At 67.6% G+C, this 17,722-nt stretch carries 18 protein-coding genes and 1 tRNA gene; 10 read left to right on the forward strand and 9 right to left on the reverse strand.

Features of this window, described 5'->3' with window-relative positions:
* Positions 1-60: 60 nt before the first annotated feature.
* A complete protein-coding gene (locus OXQ33_RS03095) occupies positions 61-2,511 on the forward strand; it encodes a TonB-dependent receptor (protein ID WP_267433220.1) in 2,451 nt (816 codons plus the stop codon).
* Between the two features lie 32 nt (positions 2,512-2,543).
* Here OXQ33_RS03095 and OXQ33_RS03100 read toward each other — a convergent pair whose 3' ends face one another.
* The 3 genes from OXQ33_RS03100 to OXQ33_RS03110 form a co-directional block, all read right to left on the reverse strand.
* Positions 2,544-2,813, reverse strand: coding sequence for a hypothetical protein (locus OXQ33_RS03100; RefSeq protein WP_267433221.1), 270 nt, complete (start codon positions 2,811-2,813; stop codon positions 2,544-2,546).
* Positions 2,814-2,867: 54 nt separating this feature from the next.
* On the reverse strand, positions 2,868-3,656 hold the full coding sequence (locus OXQ33_RS03105) for a DUF1206 domain-containing protein (RefSeq protein ID WP_267433222.1): 789 nt from the start codon (positions 3,654-3,656) through the stop codon (positions 2,868-2,870).
* A gap of 78 nt (positions 3,657-3,734) precedes the next feature.
* On the reverse strand, positions 3,735-4,223 hold the full coding sequence (locus OXQ33_RS03110; RefSeq protein WP_267433281.1) for a DUF882 domain-containing protein: 489 nt from the start codon (positions 4,221-4,223) through the stop codon (positions 3,735-3,737).
* Positions 4,224-4,462: 239 nt separating this feature from the next.
* Here OXQ33_RS03110 and OXQ33_RS03115 point away from each other — a divergent pair, with 239 nt between their 5' ends.
* Complete coding sequence (locus OXQ33_RS03115; protein WP_267433223.1) at positions 4,463-5,899, forward strand: L,D-transpeptidase family protein; 1,437 nt, start codon at positions 4,463-4,465, stop codon at positions 5,897-5,899.
* 57 nt (positions 5,900-5,956) lie between these two features.
* On the opposite strand, the gene OXQ33_RS03120 is transcribed toward OXQ33_RS03115, so the two are convergent.
* Positions 5,957-6,046, reverse strand: a tRNA-Ser gene (locus OXQ33_RS03120).
* 175 nt (positions 6,047-6,221) lie between these two features.
* Here OXQ33_RS03120 and OXQ33_RS03125 point away from each other — a divergent pair.
* The 4 genes from OXQ33_RS03125 to OXQ33_RS03140 are packed head-to-tail and all read left to right on the forward strand — an operon-like array spanning position 6,222 to position 10,097.
* Entirely contained in the window at positions 6,222-7,256 is a 1,035-nt protein-coding gene (locus OXQ33_RS03125) for a lytic murein transglycosylase (RefSeq protein WP_267433282.1), read from the forward strand.
* A complete protein-coding gene (locus tag OXQ33_RS03130; RefSeq protein WP_267433224.1) occupies positions 7,240-7,911 on the forward strand; it encodes a septal ring lytic transglycosylase RlpA family protein in 672 nt (223 codons plus the stop codon). The genes OXQ33_RS03125 and OXQ33_RS03130 overlap by 17 nt, the downstream gene beginning before the upstream one ends.
* 31 nt (positions 7,912-7,942) lie before the next feature.
* Entirely contained in the window at positions 7,943-9,115 is a 1,173-nt protein-coding gene (locus OXQ33_RS03135; protein ID WP_267433225.1) for a D-alanyl-D-alanine carboxypeptidase family protein, read from the forward strand.
* Between the two features lie 7 nt (positions 9,116-9,122).
* Positions 9,123-10,097, forward strand: a complete 975-nt coding sequence (locus tag OXQ33_RS03140; RefSeq protein WP_267433226.1) for an AAA family ATPase — start codon at positions 9,123-9,125, stop codon at positions 10,095-10,097.
* A 117-nt stretch (positions 10,098-10,214) separates the two neighbouring features.
* On the opposite strand, the gene OXQ33_RS03145 is transcribed toward OXQ33_RS03140, so the two are convergent.
* Both OXQ33_RS03145 and purF read right to left on the reverse strand, forming a co-directional pair.
* Positions 10,215-10,925, reverse strand: a complete 711-nt coding sequence (locus tag OXQ33_RS03145) for an SDR family NAD(P)-dependent oxidoreductase (RefSeq protein ID WP_267433227.1) — start codon at positions 10,923-10,925, stop codon at positions 10,215-10,217.
* Positions 10,925-12,376: an amidophosphoribosyltransferase gene (purF, locus tag OXQ33_RS03150; protein ID WP_267433228.1), complete on the reverse strand. Its 1,452-nt coding sequence runs from the start codon at positions 12,374-12,376 to the stop codon at positions 10,925-10,927. Before purF ends, OXQ33_RS03145 begins: the two co-directional genes overlap by 1 nt.
* 145 nt (positions 12,377-12,521) lie before the next feature.
* On the opposite strand from purF, the gene OXQ33_RS03155 reads away from it, so the two are divergent.
* From OXQ33_RS03155 to OXQ33_RS03170, 4 genes are all read left to right on the forward strand, one after another.
* Positions 12,522-12,773: a Rho termination factor gene (locus OXQ33_RS03155; RefSeq protein ID WP_267433229.1), complete on the forward strand. Its 252-nt coding sequence runs from the start codon at positions 12,522-12,524 to the stop codon at positions 12,771-12,773.
* Positions 12,774-12,837: 64 nt separating this feature from the next.
* On the forward strand, positions 12,838-13,200 hold the full coding sequence (gene hisI / locus OXQ33_RS03160) for a phosphoribosyl-AMP cyclohydrolase (RefSeq protein ID WP_267433230.1): 363 nt from the start codon (positions 12,838-12,840) through the stop codon (positions 13,198-13,200).
* Positions 13,197-13,697 (forward strand): hypothetical protein, encoded by a 501-nt coding sequence (locus tag OXQ33_RS03165; protein WP_267433231.1) that lies wholly within the window; start codon positions 13,197-13,199, stop codon positions 13,695-13,697. Before hisI ends, OXQ33_RS03165 begins: the two co-directional genes overlap by 4 nt.
* Before the next feature lie 46 nt (positions 13,698-13,743).
* Positions 13,744-14,154: a MerR family DNA-binding transcriptional regulator gene (locus tag OXQ33_RS03170; RefSeq protein ID WP_267433232.1), complete on the forward strand. Its 411-nt coding sequence runs from the start codon at positions 13,744-13,746 to the stop codon at positions 14,152-14,154.
* A gap of 9 nt (positions 14,155-14,163) precedes the next feature.
* On the opposite strand, the gene OXQ33_RS03175 is transcribed toward OXQ33_RS03170, so the two are convergent.
* The 3 genes from OXQ33_RS03175 to OXQ33_RS03185 are packed head-to-tail and all read right to left on the reverse strand — an operon-like array spanning position 14,164 to position 17,710.
* Positions 14,164-15,444, reverse strand: a complete 1,281-nt coding sequence (locus OXQ33_RS03175; protein WP_267433233.1) for a cell wall hydrolase — start codon at positions 15,442-15,444, stop codon at positions 14,164-14,166.
* Positions 15,441-16,361, reverse strand: coding sequence for a cysteine synthase A (gene cysK, locus OXQ33_RS03180; RefSeq protein WP_267433234.1), 921 nt, complete (start codon positions 16,359-16,361; stop codon positions 15,441-15,443). Before cysK ends, OXQ33_RS03175 begins: the two co-directional genes overlap by 4 nt.
* Positions 16,358-17,710: an MFS transporter gene (locus OXQ33_RS03185; RefSeq protein WP_267433235.1), complete on the reverse strand. Its 1,353-nt coding sequence runs from the start codon at positions 17,708-17,710 to the stop codon at positions 16,358-16,360. The genes cysK and OXQ33_RS03185 overlap by 4 nt, the downstream gene beginning before the upstream one ends.
* Positions 17,711-17,722 lie beyond the last annotated feature (12 nt).

The following is a 17,722-nucleotide window of genomic DNA, read 5'->3' on the forward strand; positions in this document are numbered from 1 at the left end:
GTTAAGGCCGGACAAGCCCGCTACTTGGCAATAGGCGGGTCAGAACAAGGATTTCAGGGAATGACACAGGGCCGCACCATCGCCCTTCTCGGGGTTTCGCTCCTCTCGCTGGTCGCGCAGACCGCCTATGCGCAGACCGCCACCTCTTCGCCGACGCAGCAGGGCCAGACGGAGGATCAGGTCGCACAGACCGCGCCGACCGCCGGGGCCGCGACGACGGGCGACGAGGGCAACGACATCATCGTCACCGGCACGCGGACCGAGGGCCGAACCCGGCTGGACAGCGTATCGCCGGTCGACGTGCTGAGCGGCGCCAGCCTTCAGCGGCAGGGGACCACCGAACTGGCCTCCGCGCTGGCGGCGGTCGCTCCCTCGATCGACTTCCCGCGCCCTTCGGCCAATGACGCGACCGACGCGATCCGGCCGGCGACGCTGCGTGGCCTGTCGCCCGACCAGACGCTGGTCCTGATCAACGGCATTCGCGGTCACACTTCGGCCAATCTCAACACCAACGGCACGGTCGGACGCGGCTCGGCAGCGGTCGATCTCAACACCATCCCGACCGTCGCGCTCGACCGGATCGAGGTGCTGCGCGACGGCGCTTCGGCGCAATATGGCTCGGACGCGATCGCGGGCGTCGTCAACCTGCGGCTGCGCGAAGCCCGCTCGGGCGGCGGCGCGTCGGTGACCTATGGTTTCTACAACACACAGGTCGATACCGCCGCCAACAGCCGTCACGTCAATGGCGAGCCGGTGGTCACCGCCTCGGCCTGGCAGGGCATCGGTTTCGGCAGCGACGGCTTCATCACCGTCTCGGGCGAATATACCAAGCGCCAGCCGACCAACCGTGCCGATATCGACCGCCGCGTCACCCCCAACCGCATCACCGGCCGCTATGGCGATCCCGAGGTCGAGCAGTTCACCGGCTTCGTCAATGCGGGCACCTCGCTGACCGACAATCTCAGCCTCTATGCCTTTGGCGGCTATCAGGACCGCGACACGCGCGGGGCGGCCTTCCCGCGCAACGCCAATGCCTCGACCACGCTGGCGGGTTATCCTAACGGCTTCCTGCCGATTATCAACACCAAGACCAAGGATATCAATTCGGCGGTCGGGCTGCGGGGTGATTTCGGCGGCTATAATGTCGATCTGTCGTTCAGCTATGGCCGCAACACAGTCGACTTCCGGACGCTCAATTCGGCCAATTACGCCTATGGCGCGGCGACGCCGAAGAATTTCTATGACGGCCAGGTCGCCTATGACCAATATGTCGCCGGGCTGGACGTGACCCGCAAATTCGACGTGTTCCAGTCGCTGAACGTCGCCTTCGGCATCGAGGGGCGGCGCGAGGGCTACAAGATCTCGCCGGGCGAGCAGGCGTCCTACGGCTATCCGACCACCGGCGCGGTGGCGGGCGCATCGCCGGGCGCGCAGGGCTTTGGCGGGTTCAGCCCGGCCAACGCCACCAAGCGCGACCGTCACAGCGGCAGCATCTATCTGGATGTCGAGGCACAGGTCACCGACAAGTTGCTGATCGGCCTGGCCGGGCGCGGCGAGGATTATTCGGACTTCGGATCGACCGCGACGGGCAAGGTCTCGGCGCGCTATGATGTGACCGACTGGTTCGCTCTGCGCGGCACCGCCTCGACCGGCTTCCGCGCGCCGTCGCTGCAACAGCAATATTTCACCCAGATCGCCTCGGTCGTGACCAATGGCGTGCCGATCCTGACCGGCACCTTCCCCTCGGTCAGCAAGGTCGGGACGGCGCTGGGCGGTCTGCCGCTGGAGCCGGAAAAATCGACCAACCTGTCGGTCGGCACGGTGATCCGGGCGGGGGGCTTCGACCTGACGATCGACGCCTATCGCATCCATATCCGCAACCAGATCGGCCTGTCGGAGAATATCCAGGCATCGGCCAGCCCGCAGGTCGCGGCGCTGCTGTCGCCCTATAATGTCTCGGCGGCGCGCTTCTTCATCAATGGCCTGGCCAGCACCACCAAGGGCATCGACGCGGTGGCGCATTATCGCCTCCGCACCGAAAGCGCGGGCAGCTTCGACTTCACGCTGGCGGGCAACGTCAACACGATCGAGGTGACGCGCGTCCCCACCTCGACCGCGACGCTCAACCCCGCGCCGACGCTGTTCGCGCGCAGCCGCATCCTGACGCTGGAAGAGGGGACGCCGGGTGAGAAGGTCACCGGCACGATCGACTGGTCGCTGGACCAGTTGGGCGCGCTGGCCCGCGTGACCTATTATGGCAACGTCAACCAGCCGGGCACGACCCCCGCCGCCGACGTGCTGACCGGCAATCGTGCGATCACCGACCTGGAACTCCGCTATACCGCGCGGAAGGGCGCGCAGATCGGGCTGGGCGTCAGCAACCTGTTCGACGTCTATCCCCGCGCGACGCCGATCGCGAACAACTCGACCGGCGTGCTGGGCTTCCCCTATTTCTCGCCCTTCGGGTTCAACGGGCGCTACGTCTATGCGCGGGCTGGCCTGAACTGGTGAGGCGGGCTTGAGCGAGGGGAGGGGGCGACCCGTCAGTCGTCCCCTTCCTCCATCTCGCGGTCGATCTCATCCATGAAGTCGCGTGCGGCCTCGCGGTCGGCCTCGTCCTCGAAGGCGTCTTCCAGATCGGGGGCCGCGCCCAGCATATAGGCGAGGCACCACAGGGCGAAGCGACGCCCGCTATCGCGCTCCAGCCCGAATTGCAGCCGCAACCGTTCGATACCGGCGGTGAGCTGTTCGGGGGTTAGGTCGGCAATCTCTTCGGTGCCGAAGAAGCGGACGAGCAACTGATCGAAATCCATGCCGCCTGATAGCCGAAGCGAGCCCCGCTCCCAAGGGGCCCCGCGCAGCGACCCTCAACGAAAGCTGGTCGCGCGGCGCACCATGGCGTCGACCGGGACGTCGTGCAGCACCCGGTACCGTGCCTCGACCAGGCTGAACAGGCCGAAGCCCAGCAGTCCGGCCCCGACGATCAGGTCGAAGGGGTTGGTCAGCCAGGACAGGACATGCGCCATGCCCCCGGCTTCCCGCGCCTGTTCCTCCATGCCCGCCTTCACCAGCAGAAATCCGCTGATGAGGAAGACCAGGCCCCGCGCCGCATAACCCGCACGGCCGCTCCACATCACCCAGGCCCGGCGGGCCATGTCCGGCTCCAGATAGCGGAGGAAGGAGCCCTTCGCCGCCTTCACCAACTGAATGACCCCGAGCAGAACCAGCACCGCCGCGCCGACCAGCACCAGTGCCCAGCCGCCGGGCAGCTTCAGGGCGGTTTCCGTCCCCTGCCGCGCCCCGTCGCCCGAGAGCGCGGCCCCGCGCATCAACTGGACCGCCTGCCAGGCCAGGAACAGATGAACGATCCCGCTGACCCCGGCACCGGCGCGTTCGGCGAGCCCCTTGCGATCCGATCCATGCCGCTCGATGTCGAGCGCGGCGTCCGCCAGCCGCCAGATGCCATAGGCGACCAGCCCCGCCGCCATGACGCCCAGCAGGAACTGGCCGCCGCCCTTGCCCAGATATTCCAGCGCGCCGCTGGGGTCCTCCGCGCGTCCCGTGCGCAGGATCAGCACGGCGATGACGATGTAGAGCAGCCCCCGCGTGGCGAAGCCGATCCGCGTCAGGTTGGTCAGGCGTGCGCTCGCGTTCATGGCATCTCCTTCGATTTGCAGGAGACAACCGAAAGAAGGGCGGTCCGTTCCGCCCGGGAAACGGACCGGATGCGGGGCTCAGCTCCAGTGGCGAACCGGACCCGTGTCGACATGGACGAAGCCGTCATGCGGATAATAGCCGACACCCCCGGCACGCAGCGACAGCGCCGCGTCGCGCAGCCGGTTCAGCGGTACGCCCGGAATGGCGATGTCGGTCGCCTTGCCCAGCATATGCTGGCTCTTGCTGGCGACCCCGTGCGAGCGGGCGTGCATCGCGCCGTTGGTCTTCGGGCTGCGATAGGCCGACACCAGTCGCAACGGCTTGGTAGGCGCGATGTCCAGACGATCGCGCAGGCGGACCAGCAGGTCGAGCAGCCTGGGGTCCATCGTCCGCGTTGCGCCCGTGCGCCAGTCGCGCATCGCATGGTTCAGCTCGGCAAGGCCATCGGCACGGTAGCGGCCATCGGCGAAGAAGCACACGTCGCATCGCTCGCGGGTATTGGCGTTGACGAAGGCGAGACGGCGCTCGGGCGTCCGTGCCGACACCCGTTCCGACAGCGCCGCCATCACCAGCGCGGCCGCACCTCCGCCGATCAGGTCGCGGCGGGAATAAGGGGATTGAGACAAATGCGTTTTCCGGTCGAGGAGGGAAGCCCCTTATTACAACAGGATGGTTGACGACTCCTGACCCCGTTCCGCCCTCTCGTCGCATGATGCCCACCGCTCGCCGGATTGGGGCCGCTTCGGTTGATCGGGAGCCGACGCCGTTTCGGTGCGTTGCTGCTTTCCGGATAAGGGAGTGACCTGTGCAGAAGCGGATGGGGACGTCGTTGGTGCTGGCCATGATGCTGGCGGGATGTAGCGGGCAGGGCACGTCGGACGGAAACGCGACCGCCCCCGTCAAGGAGCAGGCGGGGCCCGCCCAATGGAGCGACAAGACCAAATCGCAACTGCGTGAGGCGATCGAGGCGCGCGCCGCGCACGGGCTCGACCATATGCCCTTCGACGCCGGTGTCAGCGATGACGCCGCCCTGACCACCCAGGCGCTGCGCTTCGCGGCGGCGCTGGCGCGCGGAGCGACCGATCCGACCAAGCTCTATGACGTCTATACGGTTCCCCGCCCGTCGCCCGACCTGAAGGCGGGTCTGGCGGCGGCGCTCAAGGCTGGTGACCTGACCGGCTGGCTGAACGGCCTTGCGCCGCAGGAAGACAATTACAAGAAGCTCTCCGCCGCCTATCTCAAGCTGGTGCGTCAGCCCCAGCCACAGGGCGGCGCGACCCCGATCGTCGACAGCGGCGAGGCGATCAAGCCCGGTGCGAACGATCCCCGGCTTCCGGCCATCGCGCGCGAATTGGTCATTCTGGACTATCTGCCCCGCGATATCGCGCCGGGCGCCACCTACACGCCGCAGATGGTCGCCGCCGTCCGGCAGATGCAGGCGGATTACGGCATGAAGCCCGATGGCGTCATCGGTGACGAGGCGCTGGCGATCCTCAACATGTCGGACGCCGACCGCGCGCGCGCGGTGGCGATCGCGATGGAGCGGCTCCGCTGGCTGGAACGCACGCCGCCCGCCACCCGGATCGACGTCAACATCGCGGCGGCGCGGCTGACCTATTGGCGTGACGGCAAGATCGTCGACAGCCGCAAGGTGGTGGTCGGCGAACCGGACACCGAGACGCCGCAGCTCGGCTCGCCCATCTTCCGCCTCGTCGCCAACCCGACCTGGACGGTGCCCCGTTCCATCCAGGAGAAGGAGATCGCCAAGAAGGGCGCCGGGTATCTCAAGGCGAACAACATGGTCTGGAAGGACGGCTGGATCGTCCAGCAGCCCGGCCCCAAGAACTCGCTGGGCCTGGTCAAGTTCGACATGCAGAACGACCACGCCATCTATCTGCACGACACCCCCGCCAAGGCGATGTTCGGCATGGTCCAGCGGCAACGCAGCCATGGCTGCGTCCGCGTCGACGACGCGCTGGGCTTTGCGGAGATGCTCGCGAGGGACGAGGGCGTGCTCGATCAGTGGCACCAGGCCCGGCAGACGGGCAAAGAGAGCTTCGTCAAACTGCCGCGCCAGATTCCGGTCCGGCTGCTCTACCAGACCGTGCTGTTCGATGACGACGGCGAGCCGATCGTCCGCAACGACCCCTATGGCTGGGACGACCGTATCGGCTCGGCACTGGGCTTCAAGGCGGGCAAGGCGTTGCGGGTCCAGACCGGCGCGGCGGATGTCGGACCGTAAGGGGTCGGGAGCGGGCTGACCGGCCGCGACGTTCACCGCGTCGCGGCTCGGTCTGGATGGCGGAAGAGGTGGGATTCGAACCCACGGATGGCTTGCACCATCGCCGGTTTTCAAGACCGGTGCCTTAAACCGCTCGGCCACTCTTCCGGGATCGGCGCGGGAGGTGCGTTTACGCCAAGCGTGCGGGCAAATCCACCATGGATTGCGCGATCATTTTCGGGTGAGCGGCCCATGCCCGGCGCGGTTGAGCGTGCCGTCGTTGCGGTGACGCGAGGTTCCGGCGGAGCCCGCGCTATGGCAAACAGAGAGCATGTGGGGGATGATGATCCGGCGTATGAAGCGCCTCGGCTTTTTCTCGGGTCTGGCGCTGCTGTCGCTGAGCGGCGGTGCCGCGCAGGCGCAGGATGAGGCCGGATTTCAAAGCTATCTTCAACAGTTTCGCGGCACGGCGCTGAACCAGGGGGTCAGCCGCGCGACGCTGGATTCGGTTCTGCCGACCCTGACGCTGAATTCGCGGGTGATCGAGCTGGACCGGCGGCAACCGGGCGGCCCGGCCAATAGCGGCTTCAGCCCCTTCGCGCCCTATAAGGCGGCGCATGTCGATGCCGCCCGGATCGGTCGGGGGCGGACCAAATATCTGGCGCAGCGCCCGCGCCTGTCGCGGATCGAACGCGAGACGGGCGTCCCCGAATCGATCATGGTCGCCATCTGGGGGCATGAGACCAATTACGGCTCCTATACCGGCAATTTCGACCTGATCCGATCGCTGGCGAGCCTGGCCTATGAAGGGCGCCGCCGTCCGTTGTTCGAGGGCGAGTTCATCGCCGCCCTGAAGATGATGGACCGGGGCGTGACCCGCGATCAGCTCAAGGGCAGTTGGGCCGGAGCGACCGGCAATCCGCAATTCCTGCCCTCCATCTATCTGCGGCTGGCTCGCGACGGCGATGGCGATGGCCGTGCCGATATCTGGAACAGCGAGGCCGATACGCTGGCCTCGATCGGCAATTATTTCGTCAACGCCGGTTGGCGCGCGGGACAGCCCTGGGGCTTCGCGGTGACGGTGCCTGCCGGGTTCGACCAGTCGATGGTCCGCAACCGGCTGATCAGCCCGCGCTGCCCGCGCGTGTTCGAGCGGCATAGCGGTTGGCGGACCATGGCCGAGTGGCGGGCGATGGGCGTCGTGCCGCAGGGGGCGGCCTGGCCCGACGACCGGGTGCTCGCGACGCTGATGCAGCCGGACGGACCCGGCGCGACGTCCTATCTCCTGACCGGCAATTACCGGGTCATCCTGGATTACAATTGCTCGAATTTCTACGCGCTGTCGGTGGGATTGCTGGCCGATGCGATTGCGGGTTGAAGCCTTCGCGCTGATCGCCGCGGTGCTGACGACGGCACCGGTGGCGGCCGAGACCGTGTCGGCGCCGCGCTATGGCAGCTATGACGCGACCGGCCGGGCGAGCTGGTACGGCCATGAACTGGCGGGACGACGGACCGCGACCGGCAAGCGGTTCAATCCCGACGATGTGATGATCGCGCATCGCAGCCTACCGCTCGAATCGATGGTCGAGGTGACCGATGTCGATACCGGCCGGACCATCGTGGCGCGGGTCGGCGACCGGGGTCCGGGGCGTGCCGACCGGGTGGCCGACCTGTCGCTGGGTGCGGCGCGGCTGCTGGGCACCAACAAACGGGCGGTGGCGCGGATCAGGCTTCGCGCCCTGACGCCCGGCGGCGCAGGGCCCGGCCTGATCCTGGCGGGCGCGAGCGCGGTGGCGCCGGTCGCTCGCCCGATCACGCTCGACCCCCATGCCCAGTACCGCGTGCAACTGGCGAGTTTTTCCAGCCGTGATCGCGCACAGGCGCTCGCCCGCCGCTTCGATGCGCAGCTTCGCCCCGCAGGTCGCCTCTGGCGCGTGGAAAGGAGCGGCATGACCGCGGATTCCGCCAAAGCCCTGCGTGACGCGGCGGCGCAAGCGGGCTATGACGACGCCCGCATCCTGCATCAGGATTGACCTCTCGGCTCCCTTTGGTCACGGAACACCCATGAAGACCCTGTACGCATCTTTCGCCGCTCCGCTCGCCCTGGTCGCGCTCGCCAACCCCTCGGTCGCCGCCGCGCCGGAGTTTCAGACGACCGCGCCGGTCGCCTTCATGAAGGACCTGTCGTCGGGTGCGGTCCTGTTCCAGCGCGATGCCGATCGCCGGATGCCGCCCGCGTCGATGGCGAAGATGATGACGGTCTATGTCGCCTTCGATCTGGTCAAGAAGGGCCAGTTGAAGCTGAACGACATGGTCACCGTCCAGCCCGAGACCTGGGCCAAGTGGCACGGTCCGCAGGCGGGCTCGACCATGTTCCTGTCGCCCAACGAGCAGGTCAGCGTCGCCAATCTGCTCTACGGCATCGTCACCCTGTCGGGCAACGACGCCTGCGTCGTGCTGGCCGAGCATATCGCGGGCACGGAACAGAATTTCGTCGAGCGGATGAACCGCACCGCCAAGCAGATCGGCCTGAACAACAGCCATTTCGGCACCGCCAATGGCTGGCCGGACGGTGGCGTGACCTATGTCACCGCGCGTGACCTGGCCGATCTGGCCGATCACACGATCCAGGACTTCCCGCAGCTTTACAAGCAATTCTATTCGCGCCGGGACTTCACCTGGGGCAAGACGATGGGCGGCAATGCCATCACCCAGGCGAACCGCGATCCGCTGCTGGGCCGGGTGGCCGGCGCCGATGGCCTGAAGACCGGTCATACCGAAGAGGCGGGCTATGGCTTCACCGGTTCGGCCGAGCAGAATGGCCGCCGTCTGGTGATGGTGATGGCCGGGCTGAACAGCTCGAACGCGCGCGCCGACGAATCGGTGAAGTTCATGAACTGGGGCTTCCGCGCGTGGCAGGCCAAGCCGGTCGTCGCCAAGGGCAAGAAGGTCGCCGATGCCGAGGTCCAGATGGGATCGTCGAGCAGCGTCGGCCTGGTCGCGCCGCGCCAGTTGACCGTGACGCTGCCCGCCGGGCTCGACCCCGCGATCAGCGCCAAGGTCGTCTACCAGGGCCCGATCAAGGCCCCGATCAAGGCGGGCCAGCACATCGCCGATCTGGTCGTCAGCTCGCCCGACATGCCTGCGCAGCGCCTGCCGCTGGTGGCGGACAAGGATGTCGGCGAGGCGGGCTTTTTCGGTCGCGCCTGGGCCGGGCTGACCTCGCTCTTCGGTTGATCCGCGCATGACCCTGCCGGTCGGCAACGACGCGGCCCAAGCCGCCTTTGCCGCCGCGCTGGGCGGGGCCAAGCTCCACCATGCCTGGCTGATCGCCGGGCCTGAGGGCGTCGGCAAGGCGAGCTTCGCGCGCGCGGCGGCGACGCGGCTGCTCGCGCGGGCGAGCGGGGCGGGGGCCTTGCCGCCGGGGCTGACCGTGCCCGAGGAGCATCCGACCGCCCGGCTGATGGCGGCGGGTTCGCATCCCGATTTCCGCGTCATGGCGCGGTTGCCCAGGGATGCGGAAAAGCCCGATCAGGATCTGGCGCGCTCGATCACGATCGCGCAGGTCCGCACGCTGCAACCCATGTTCGCCACCGCGCCCGCCATGGGCCCGGCGCGGGTCGTGCTGATCGACGCGATCGACGATCTCGAGCGGGGCGGGGCGAACGCGCTCCTGAAGAATTTGGAGGAGCCGCCTGCGGGAACGGTGTTCCTGCTGGTCAGCCATGCGCCGGGGCGGTTGCTGCCGACGATCCGGTCGCGGTGTCGGTTGCTGCGCTTCGAGCGCTTGTCCGATGCGGATGTGGCGCGCGTGCTACGGATGGAATTGCCCGAGGCGGAGGAGGACGAGATCGCCGCGCTGGTCGCGGTGGCTGACGGTGCGCCGGGCCGGGCCTTGCGCTTTGCCGGGCTAAATATTGCGGGGCTGGACAGCGCCATCGCGCGGATCGCGGAAACGGGCGACCCCGGCAATGCCGAACGGGCCAAGCTGGCCAAGGCATTGGCGGGCAAGGCGTCTCAGGCGCGGTACGAAGCGTTTCTGGACCGGGTGCCTGCCTTCATCGCGCACCGGGCGCGCGGGCGGTCGGGGCCGGGGTTGAAGGTGGCGCTGGACGCCTATGCGGCGGCGCAGGATCTGGCCGGCGCGGCGCGAGGGCTGTCGCTGGATGCGCAGGGGACGGTATTCGAGATGGCGGGGATCATCGCGACTTTGCGGTGAAGGCTTCCCTTGGGCTTCGACTACGCTCAACCCGAACGGCTGTTTGGATTGGACGCGTACCCCTCAGCCGTTCAGCCTGAGCGAAGTCGAAGGCCACGCCCGGCCATGGCCGCAAGCTTACGAGCCAACCCGCTCGAAATACCCGGACTCGAACCCGTCGATCGCCAACTCCACGATCCGCGTCGCCACCACCTCCGGCGCCTTCACCGAAGCGGGGTCCTCACCCGGATAGGCCTTGGCCCGCATCTCGGTCCGCGTCGCACCGGGATCGAGGATCGCGGTGCGGATCCTGCTGATCTCGGCGGTCTCGTCGCCATAGGCTCCGAGCAACGTCTCGAACGCCGCCTTGGAGGCACCATAAGCCCCCCAATAAGCGCGCGGCTTGCGCCCGACCGAGGACGTGACGCCGATCACCCGCGCCGCCGCCGAACGCCGGAGCATCGGATCGAAGGCGGAGATGAGCGCGGCCTGCGCACTGACGTTCAGGGTCAGGACGCGGGCGAATTCCTTGGGATCGATGGCGGGCACGGCGGCCAGCGACCCCAGCATCGCGGCGTTCAGGACCATCACGTCGAGCGCCTGCCAGCGCTCGCCGATCGCGGCGGCGAGGCGGGCGATCGAGTCATTCTCCGCCAAGTCGAGTGGTGCGATCGTCGCCGATCCGCCCGCGTTGAAGATGGTTTCCTCGACCTCTTCCAGCCCCTTGGGGGTGCGCGCGGTCAGGACGACATGCGCGCCCGCCGCGCCGAGCGCGATGGCCGTCGCCGCACCGATCCCCCGGCTGGCCCCGGTGACAAGGGCCAGCTTGCCCGACAGCGGACCGGCCATCAGGCGACCCGCTCGGCCAGCAACTGGAACTGATCGACCGGCGAGGTTTCGTCATGGTCGGTCAGCGTGGTCGGATAGTCGCCGGTGAAGCAGGCGTCGCAATAGCTGGGCGCGTCGCCGCGCGCCGCGTTCAGCGCCTTGTACAGCCCCTCGATCGAGACGAAGGACAGGCTGTCGGCATGGATGAAGTCGGTCATCCCGCCCAGGTCCAGCTTGGCGGCGAGCAGCTTGGCGCGTTCGGGCGTGTCGACGCCGTAGAAGCAGCTATGCCGCGTCGGCGGGCTGGCGATGCGCATATGGACTTCGGCGGCCCCCGCCTCGCGCATCATCTGCACGATCTTCAGGCTGGTGGTGCCGCGCACGATAGAGTCGTCGATCAGGACGATCTTCTTGCCCTGGATCAGCGCGCGATTGGCATTGTGCTTTAGCTTGACGCCCAGATGGCGGACCTTGTCGCCCGGCTGGATGAAGGTGCGACCGACATAGTGCGAGCGGATGATGCCCAGCTCGAACGGAATGCCCGAGGCCTGTGCATAGCCGATCGCGGCGGGGACGCCCGAATCGGGGACCGGGATGACCAGATCGGCATCGACGGGGGCTTCGTGCGCCAGTTGCGCGCCGATTTCCTTGCGCACCGAATAGACCGACTGGTCGCCCGCGATCGAATCGGGGCGGCTGAAATAGACCCACTCGAAGATGCAGGGGCGGGGGGCGACCGACTGGAACGGGTGGATCGAGCGAATTTCGGTGCCCTGGACGATGACCAGCTCGCCCGGCTCGACCGCGCGCTCGAAGGTCGCACCGCACACGTCGAGCGCCACCGTCTCCGAAGCGAAGATCACCGAACCGTCGAGGCGGCCCATGACCAGCGGCCGGATGCCCAGCGGATCGCGGCAGGCGATCATGCCCTCGGGCGTCATGACGATCAGCGAATAGGCGCCCTCGACCTGCTTCAGCGCGTCGATGAACCTGTCGAGCAGGGTGCGATAGTTGGAGGTGGCGACCAGGTGGATGATCGTCTCCGTATCGCTGGTCGACTGGAAGATCGAACCGCGCCGGACGAGCTCGCGACGCAGCTTCATCGCGTTGGAGATATTGCCGTTATGCGCGATGGCGAAGCCGCCGGTCGACAGATCGGCATAGAGCGGCTGGACGTTGCGCAGCGCGGTCTCGCCGGTGGTCGAATAGCGGACATGGCCGCAGGCGACATCGCCGGGCAGACCGCGAATCACGTCGTCGCGGTCGAAATTGCCCGCCACATGGCCCATGGCACGGTGGGTATGGAACAGCGTCCCGTCGAAGCTGGTGATCCCCGCCGCTTCCTGCCCGCGATGCTGGAGCGCATGCAGGCCGAGCGCGGTCAGCGCCGCCGCGCCGTCGGCGCCGGACACGCCGAAGATGCCGCATTCCTCGCGGAGTTTGTCGTCGTCGAAGGGGTTGGTGGTCAGCATGGGAGAGGCGCTCGCAACGTTCGCAACTAAGGGGCAGACGGGGCGCATATAGGAATGTCGTCCGCGTTTGTCGCCTGTTTGTCATGGTTGCCGGGATCATTTTGCCAAAAGCAGCGTTTCGGGGTCCGAAATCAGGAGATGCCATATGGCACGCGATCACGGAGCCCAGATCAAGGATGACGGGCTGTACGAGGAACTCCGCAAGCAGGGGCAGTCCAAGGAGAAGGCCGCGCGCATCGCCAATGCCAAGGCGAAGGGCAGCTTGGAGCATCGCTCCACCCATCTGGAGGATCGGACCAAGGACGAACTGATGAAGGAAGCGCGCGAGATCGGGATCGCCGGGCGGTCCAAGATGGACAAGGCCGCGCTGATCAAGGCGATTCGCGACCACGGGTAAGGTGGCGGAGCGGGCAACCTTCGCAACGGATGACTTCCCCGCCATTCCGCTTTAACGCCACCCCATGGCCGACCATCGTGACACCGGGCTGACGCTCGATCCCAAATTCGACGCGAACGGATTGCTGACCGCGATCGCCACCGACCGGGCGAGCGGCGAGTTGTTGATGGTCGCGCATATGAACCACGAAGCGCTCGAGGCGACCCGGAATAGCGGCGAGGCGCACTTTTGGTCGCGCAGCCGGGGGCGGCTGTGGAAGAAGGGCGAAAGCTCCAACAATGTCCTTCGCGTTGTGGAGATGCGCATCGACTGCGACCAGGATGCGATCTGGCTGATCTGTGAACCTGCGGGCCCCGCCTGTCACACGGGGCGACGCAGTTGCTTCTACCGGCGGATCGAGGGTGACGGATTGGCTCCGGTCCCGTGACCCGGCGCTGGGCGATCCTGTTGCTGGCCGGGCTGACGGCAGCTTGCGGTTCCTCGGACGGCGAAGCGGACGGGAATGCCGCTGGTGAGCGGCTGGAGCGGGCGAGCATCGCTGCCGGTCTGGTCGCCGATCCCGCCGCCGCGCCGCTCGACGGCATCTGGTCGCGCGATACGGACCGCATGTGCATCGTCCCTCAATCGGGCGGGGCGCGGCGAATCGGCGTAATCCTGGACTATGGCGAGGGGCAGGGGTGCACGGCGCGCGGCACATTGAAACGGAACGGACCGGATTTGGACGTGGCGCTGGGGGCCTGCCGCTTCACCGCGCATTTCGATGGCGAGAGCATTCAATTTCCCGCCCGCCTGCCGACCGAGTGCAACACGCTGTGTACCGGTCGCGCCAGCCTGTCCGCCTTGATCGTCGAACGGATCAGCGCCTCGACCGCCGAGGCGCGTACCCTGCGCAACGCCGAGGGGACCGCTCTCTGCGGCGCGTGAGCAGGTCGATTGACGTTCACGTAAACGGCATTTAGCCTTCGCGGCCATGTCCAAGCCCGCCGCTCCTGCCGCCACCCCCTCCCGGAGCGACCGCGACGATTATTCCATTACCCAGCTCTGCACCGAGTTCGGGGTCACCGCCCGCGCATTGCGCTTCTATGAGGATGAGGGGCTGATCTCTCCCGAGCGGCGGGGGACGCAGCGCATCTATTCGCAACGGGATCGCGCCCGGCTGGCCTGGATCCTGCGCGGCAAGCGGGTGGGGTTCAGCTTGGCCGATATTCGCGAGATGATCGACCTCTACGATCTGGGCGACGGTCGGCGACAGCAGCGGGAGGTGACCGTCGCCCGCTGCACTGCCAAGATCGACGCGCTACAGGCGCAGAAGCGCGACATCGATGCCGCCATCGCCGAGCTGACCGAATTCGTGGCACTGGTTCAGTCGCATCGGGATTGAAGCGGCGGATCAGGGCTTTTTCGGGTCGGCGGTCGCGGTGCTGGCGCGGCGGACCCCGCCCAATTCGCCCGATGCGGTCGGTGTCGCGCTGGCCTGCGGCGTCGGGCTTGGCACGGGGGCGGGGGGCATGACCGTCATCACCTGGCGCTTCATGCACCGCGGACCGCGCAGCGCCGGATAGAGCGTGCAGTTCCAAAGCGTCCGCTCCAGCCCGGCGGCGGTGTCGCGCAGATAGCTGAACGCCATCGCGTCCATCTGCCCCGATGTCAGCGGTACGGAGGATGGCGGCGCGACGCCTTCGCGCCAGGCCATGACGGTGCAATGCTTTCGCTCCCCACACAGTTTCAGGGCGAACGCCGCAAACCCCTCGGGCGCGAGGCCAGCGGGTAGCGTCACGAGGAACATGTCCGGATCGCTTGCGAGCGGAGCCGCCGTGCCCGTGGCGACGGCGCCCTCGGCCAGCGCCGCGCCCGCCTCGCCGCTCGCCTCGGCCCCGGCGCGATGCGGGGGCGAGAAAGGCGCGAGTTGGGCGATGACCGGCTCGCCCGCCACCTGGTGCCGGTTGAAGGCGGGCGGCGTGCCCCACCAGCCGGACCAGCGGAAGAACAAATGGCTGCCGACCCGCGCCACCTTGTCGAGGCTGGCCTGCCAATAGGGAACGACCCAGTCGGTATGATAATGGGTGGCATGGCCGACGGGACGGAAGACCTTGCCGTTCAGCGCCATGGCGGCGACCTCGCGCGCGCGGGCCCAGGCGGCCTCGGGCGGCTGCCATTTGGTCAGCGCGCCGTCGCAACTGAAGGTGAACTGGCAACCGGTCGAGCGTTCCTGCCCCTCGAACACCACGCCGCACACCGTCTTCGGGAAAGCCGGATGGCGGAGGCGGTTGAGCACGACCTGCGCCACCGCCTGCTCGCCCTTGGCATCGTCGCCCGCTTCGTAGAGCACGCCCGCGGCCAGACAGTCGAGCGCACGCGCCTTGTCCTCCGGCGCGCCGCGAAAGACGAAGGGGCGGGCCGCTGGATTGGGATCGGTCGAGAAGGGGACGCCCTCGTTATACGCCCGCGCCTCGTCCGGGCTCATGTCGATGAAGGCGACCGGCTCGACCGGGGGCAGTTCGGCGGGCGGGACCACGCGCGGCGGGCGCGCCGACCGCTGGGGCGACGCGTGCGAGCCATGGGGGATGGCGGGGGCGTTCGCCACGAGCAAAGCCGGTACGACGCTGGCCGTACCGGCGATGGCGAAGAGCGCCGCGCGGATGCCGCCGCGCGGCCGATCGGAATTGCTCACTGTTCGGGCAGGAAGTCCGGCACCGACAGATAGCGCTCGCCCGTGTCATAGTTGAAGCCCAGGACGCGGGTACCGTCCGGCAGGTCGGGCAGCTTCTGAAGGATCGCCGCCAGCGTCGCGCCCGAGGAAATGCCGACGAGCAGCCCTTCCTCACGCGCCGACCGACGCGCCATGTCCTTGGCGACATTGGCGTCGACCTCGATCACGCCGTCGATCGCCTGGGTGTGGAGATTGGCGGGGATGAAGCCCGCACCGATGCCCTGGATCGGGTGCGGTCCCGGCTGGCCGCCCTGGATGACCGGCGAGGCGGCGGGTTCGACCGCATAGACCTTCAGATGCGGCCATTCCTTCTTCAGCGTCTCGGCGACGCCGGTGATATGGCCGCCGGTGCCGACGCCGGTGATGATCACGTCGATCGGCGAATCGCGGAAGTCGTTCAGGATTTCCTGGGCCGTCGTGCGGACATGCACGTCGATATTGGCCGGGTTCTCGAACTGCTGCGGCATCCAGGCGCCGGGCGTCTCGCGCACGATCTCCAGCGCGCGCTCGATCGCGCCCTTCATGCCTTTCTCACGCGGCGTCAGGTCGAAGGTCGCGCCATAGGCCAGCATCAGGCGCCGCCGCTCGATCGACATGGATTCGGGCATGACCAGGATCAGCTTATAGCCCTTGACCGCCGCGACCATCGCCAGGCCGACGCCGGTATTGCCGCTGGTCGGCTCGACGATGGTGCCGCCGGGCTTCAGGTCGCCGCTGGCCTCCGCCGCCTCGATCATCGCGAGCGCGATTCGGTCCTTGATCGACCCGCCGGGGTTGGAGCGTTCGGACTTGATCCAGACCTCCGATCCGGGGAACAGCCGCTGGATCTTCACATGCGGCGTGTTGCCGATCGTCTCCAGGATGGTGTTGGCCTTCATGGCTTGGCTTCTCCGTGGCTAGGTTCGGTTTCGAGGATTTCTGGCGGATCAAAGGTTCGCGCGCGCCGGAGTTCCGGAAACAGCCGCGACCAGAGCAAGGTGACGCCGATCGCGCCGACCCCGCCGAACACCACCGCGCCGACGGGCCCGAGGATCGAGGCCATCACCCCGCTCTCGAACTCGCCCAGTTCGTTGGAGGCGGAGATGGTCAATTGGGATACTGCGCTCACCCGCCCGCGCATCGCGTCGGGGGTGTGAAGCTGGATAAGCGACTGGCGGACATAGACCGAGACCATGTCGGCCCCGCCCGCGCAAATCAGCGCGACCAGGCTGAGGATGAAGGCCGGGTGGACGAAGATATTGACCCCGCCCAGCGCGACGGCTCCGTTGGTCAGCCCCAGCGCATCGGTAATGTGGCTGGCGATGCCGAAGGTCAGGATCGACAGGCCGAACACGACGACCGCGATCAGCATCTTCACGCCGACATTCGACGTCATCGGCTTGAACGAGAACCAGATGGCGGTGGTCGCCGCGCCGATCCCCATGCCCGCCGCCAGCACGCCCAGTCCCTGCGACCCGACATGCAATATGTCGCGCGCATAGACCGGCAGCAGCGAGGTGGCGCCCGCCAGCAGCACCGCGAACAGGTCCAGTGTGATCGCCGCCTGCACCAGCCGGTTGCGGCGGACATAGCTGAATCCCTCGACGATTCGGGTGAGGGGACGACGGTCGGTCTGGGCGGGCGGCTGCGGCACCGGGCCGATCAGGAAGATACACAGCAGCGCGACGGCGAACAGCAGCGTCGCGACGCCGTAAGCGAACTCGGGATGGACCGCGTAGAGCAGCCCGCCGACGCTGGGCCCCGCGATCGTGCCGACCTGCCATGCGATGGAACTGACCGCGATCGCGGTGGGCAGGCTCTCACGCGGGACCAGATTGGGGGCGAGCGAGGAATAAGCGGGCCCCGAAAAGGCCCGCGCGATGCCGAACGCGATGGCGGCGGTGAACAAGGCCCCGAGCGTCAGATGCCCCGACCAGGTCAGCAGCCAGAGCGTGGCGGCGGTCAGGACCAGCAGGGCGGTGGTCGCCCGCACGATCCATCGCCGATCGACGCTGTCGGCGACCAGTCCGGTGATCGGGGTCAGCAGAAACAGCGGCACGAACTGCGCGAAACCGATCATGCCCAGCATGAAAGCGGCCTGCTTCACGTCCATCGTCTCACGGGCCAGATTGTAAACCTGCCATCCGATGACGATCGACATGGCCGATACCGCGATGGTCCCGCTGAACCGCGACAGCCAGTAGCTGCGGAAATTGGCGATGCGGAACGGGTGTTTGGGTCTATCCATAATCGACGGGCG

The organism is Sphingomonas sp. GM_Shp_1, from assembly GCF_026540895.1.
Classification (GTDB): Bacteria; Pseudomonadota; Alphaproteobacteria; order Sphingomonadales; family Sphingomonadaceae; genus Sphingomonas.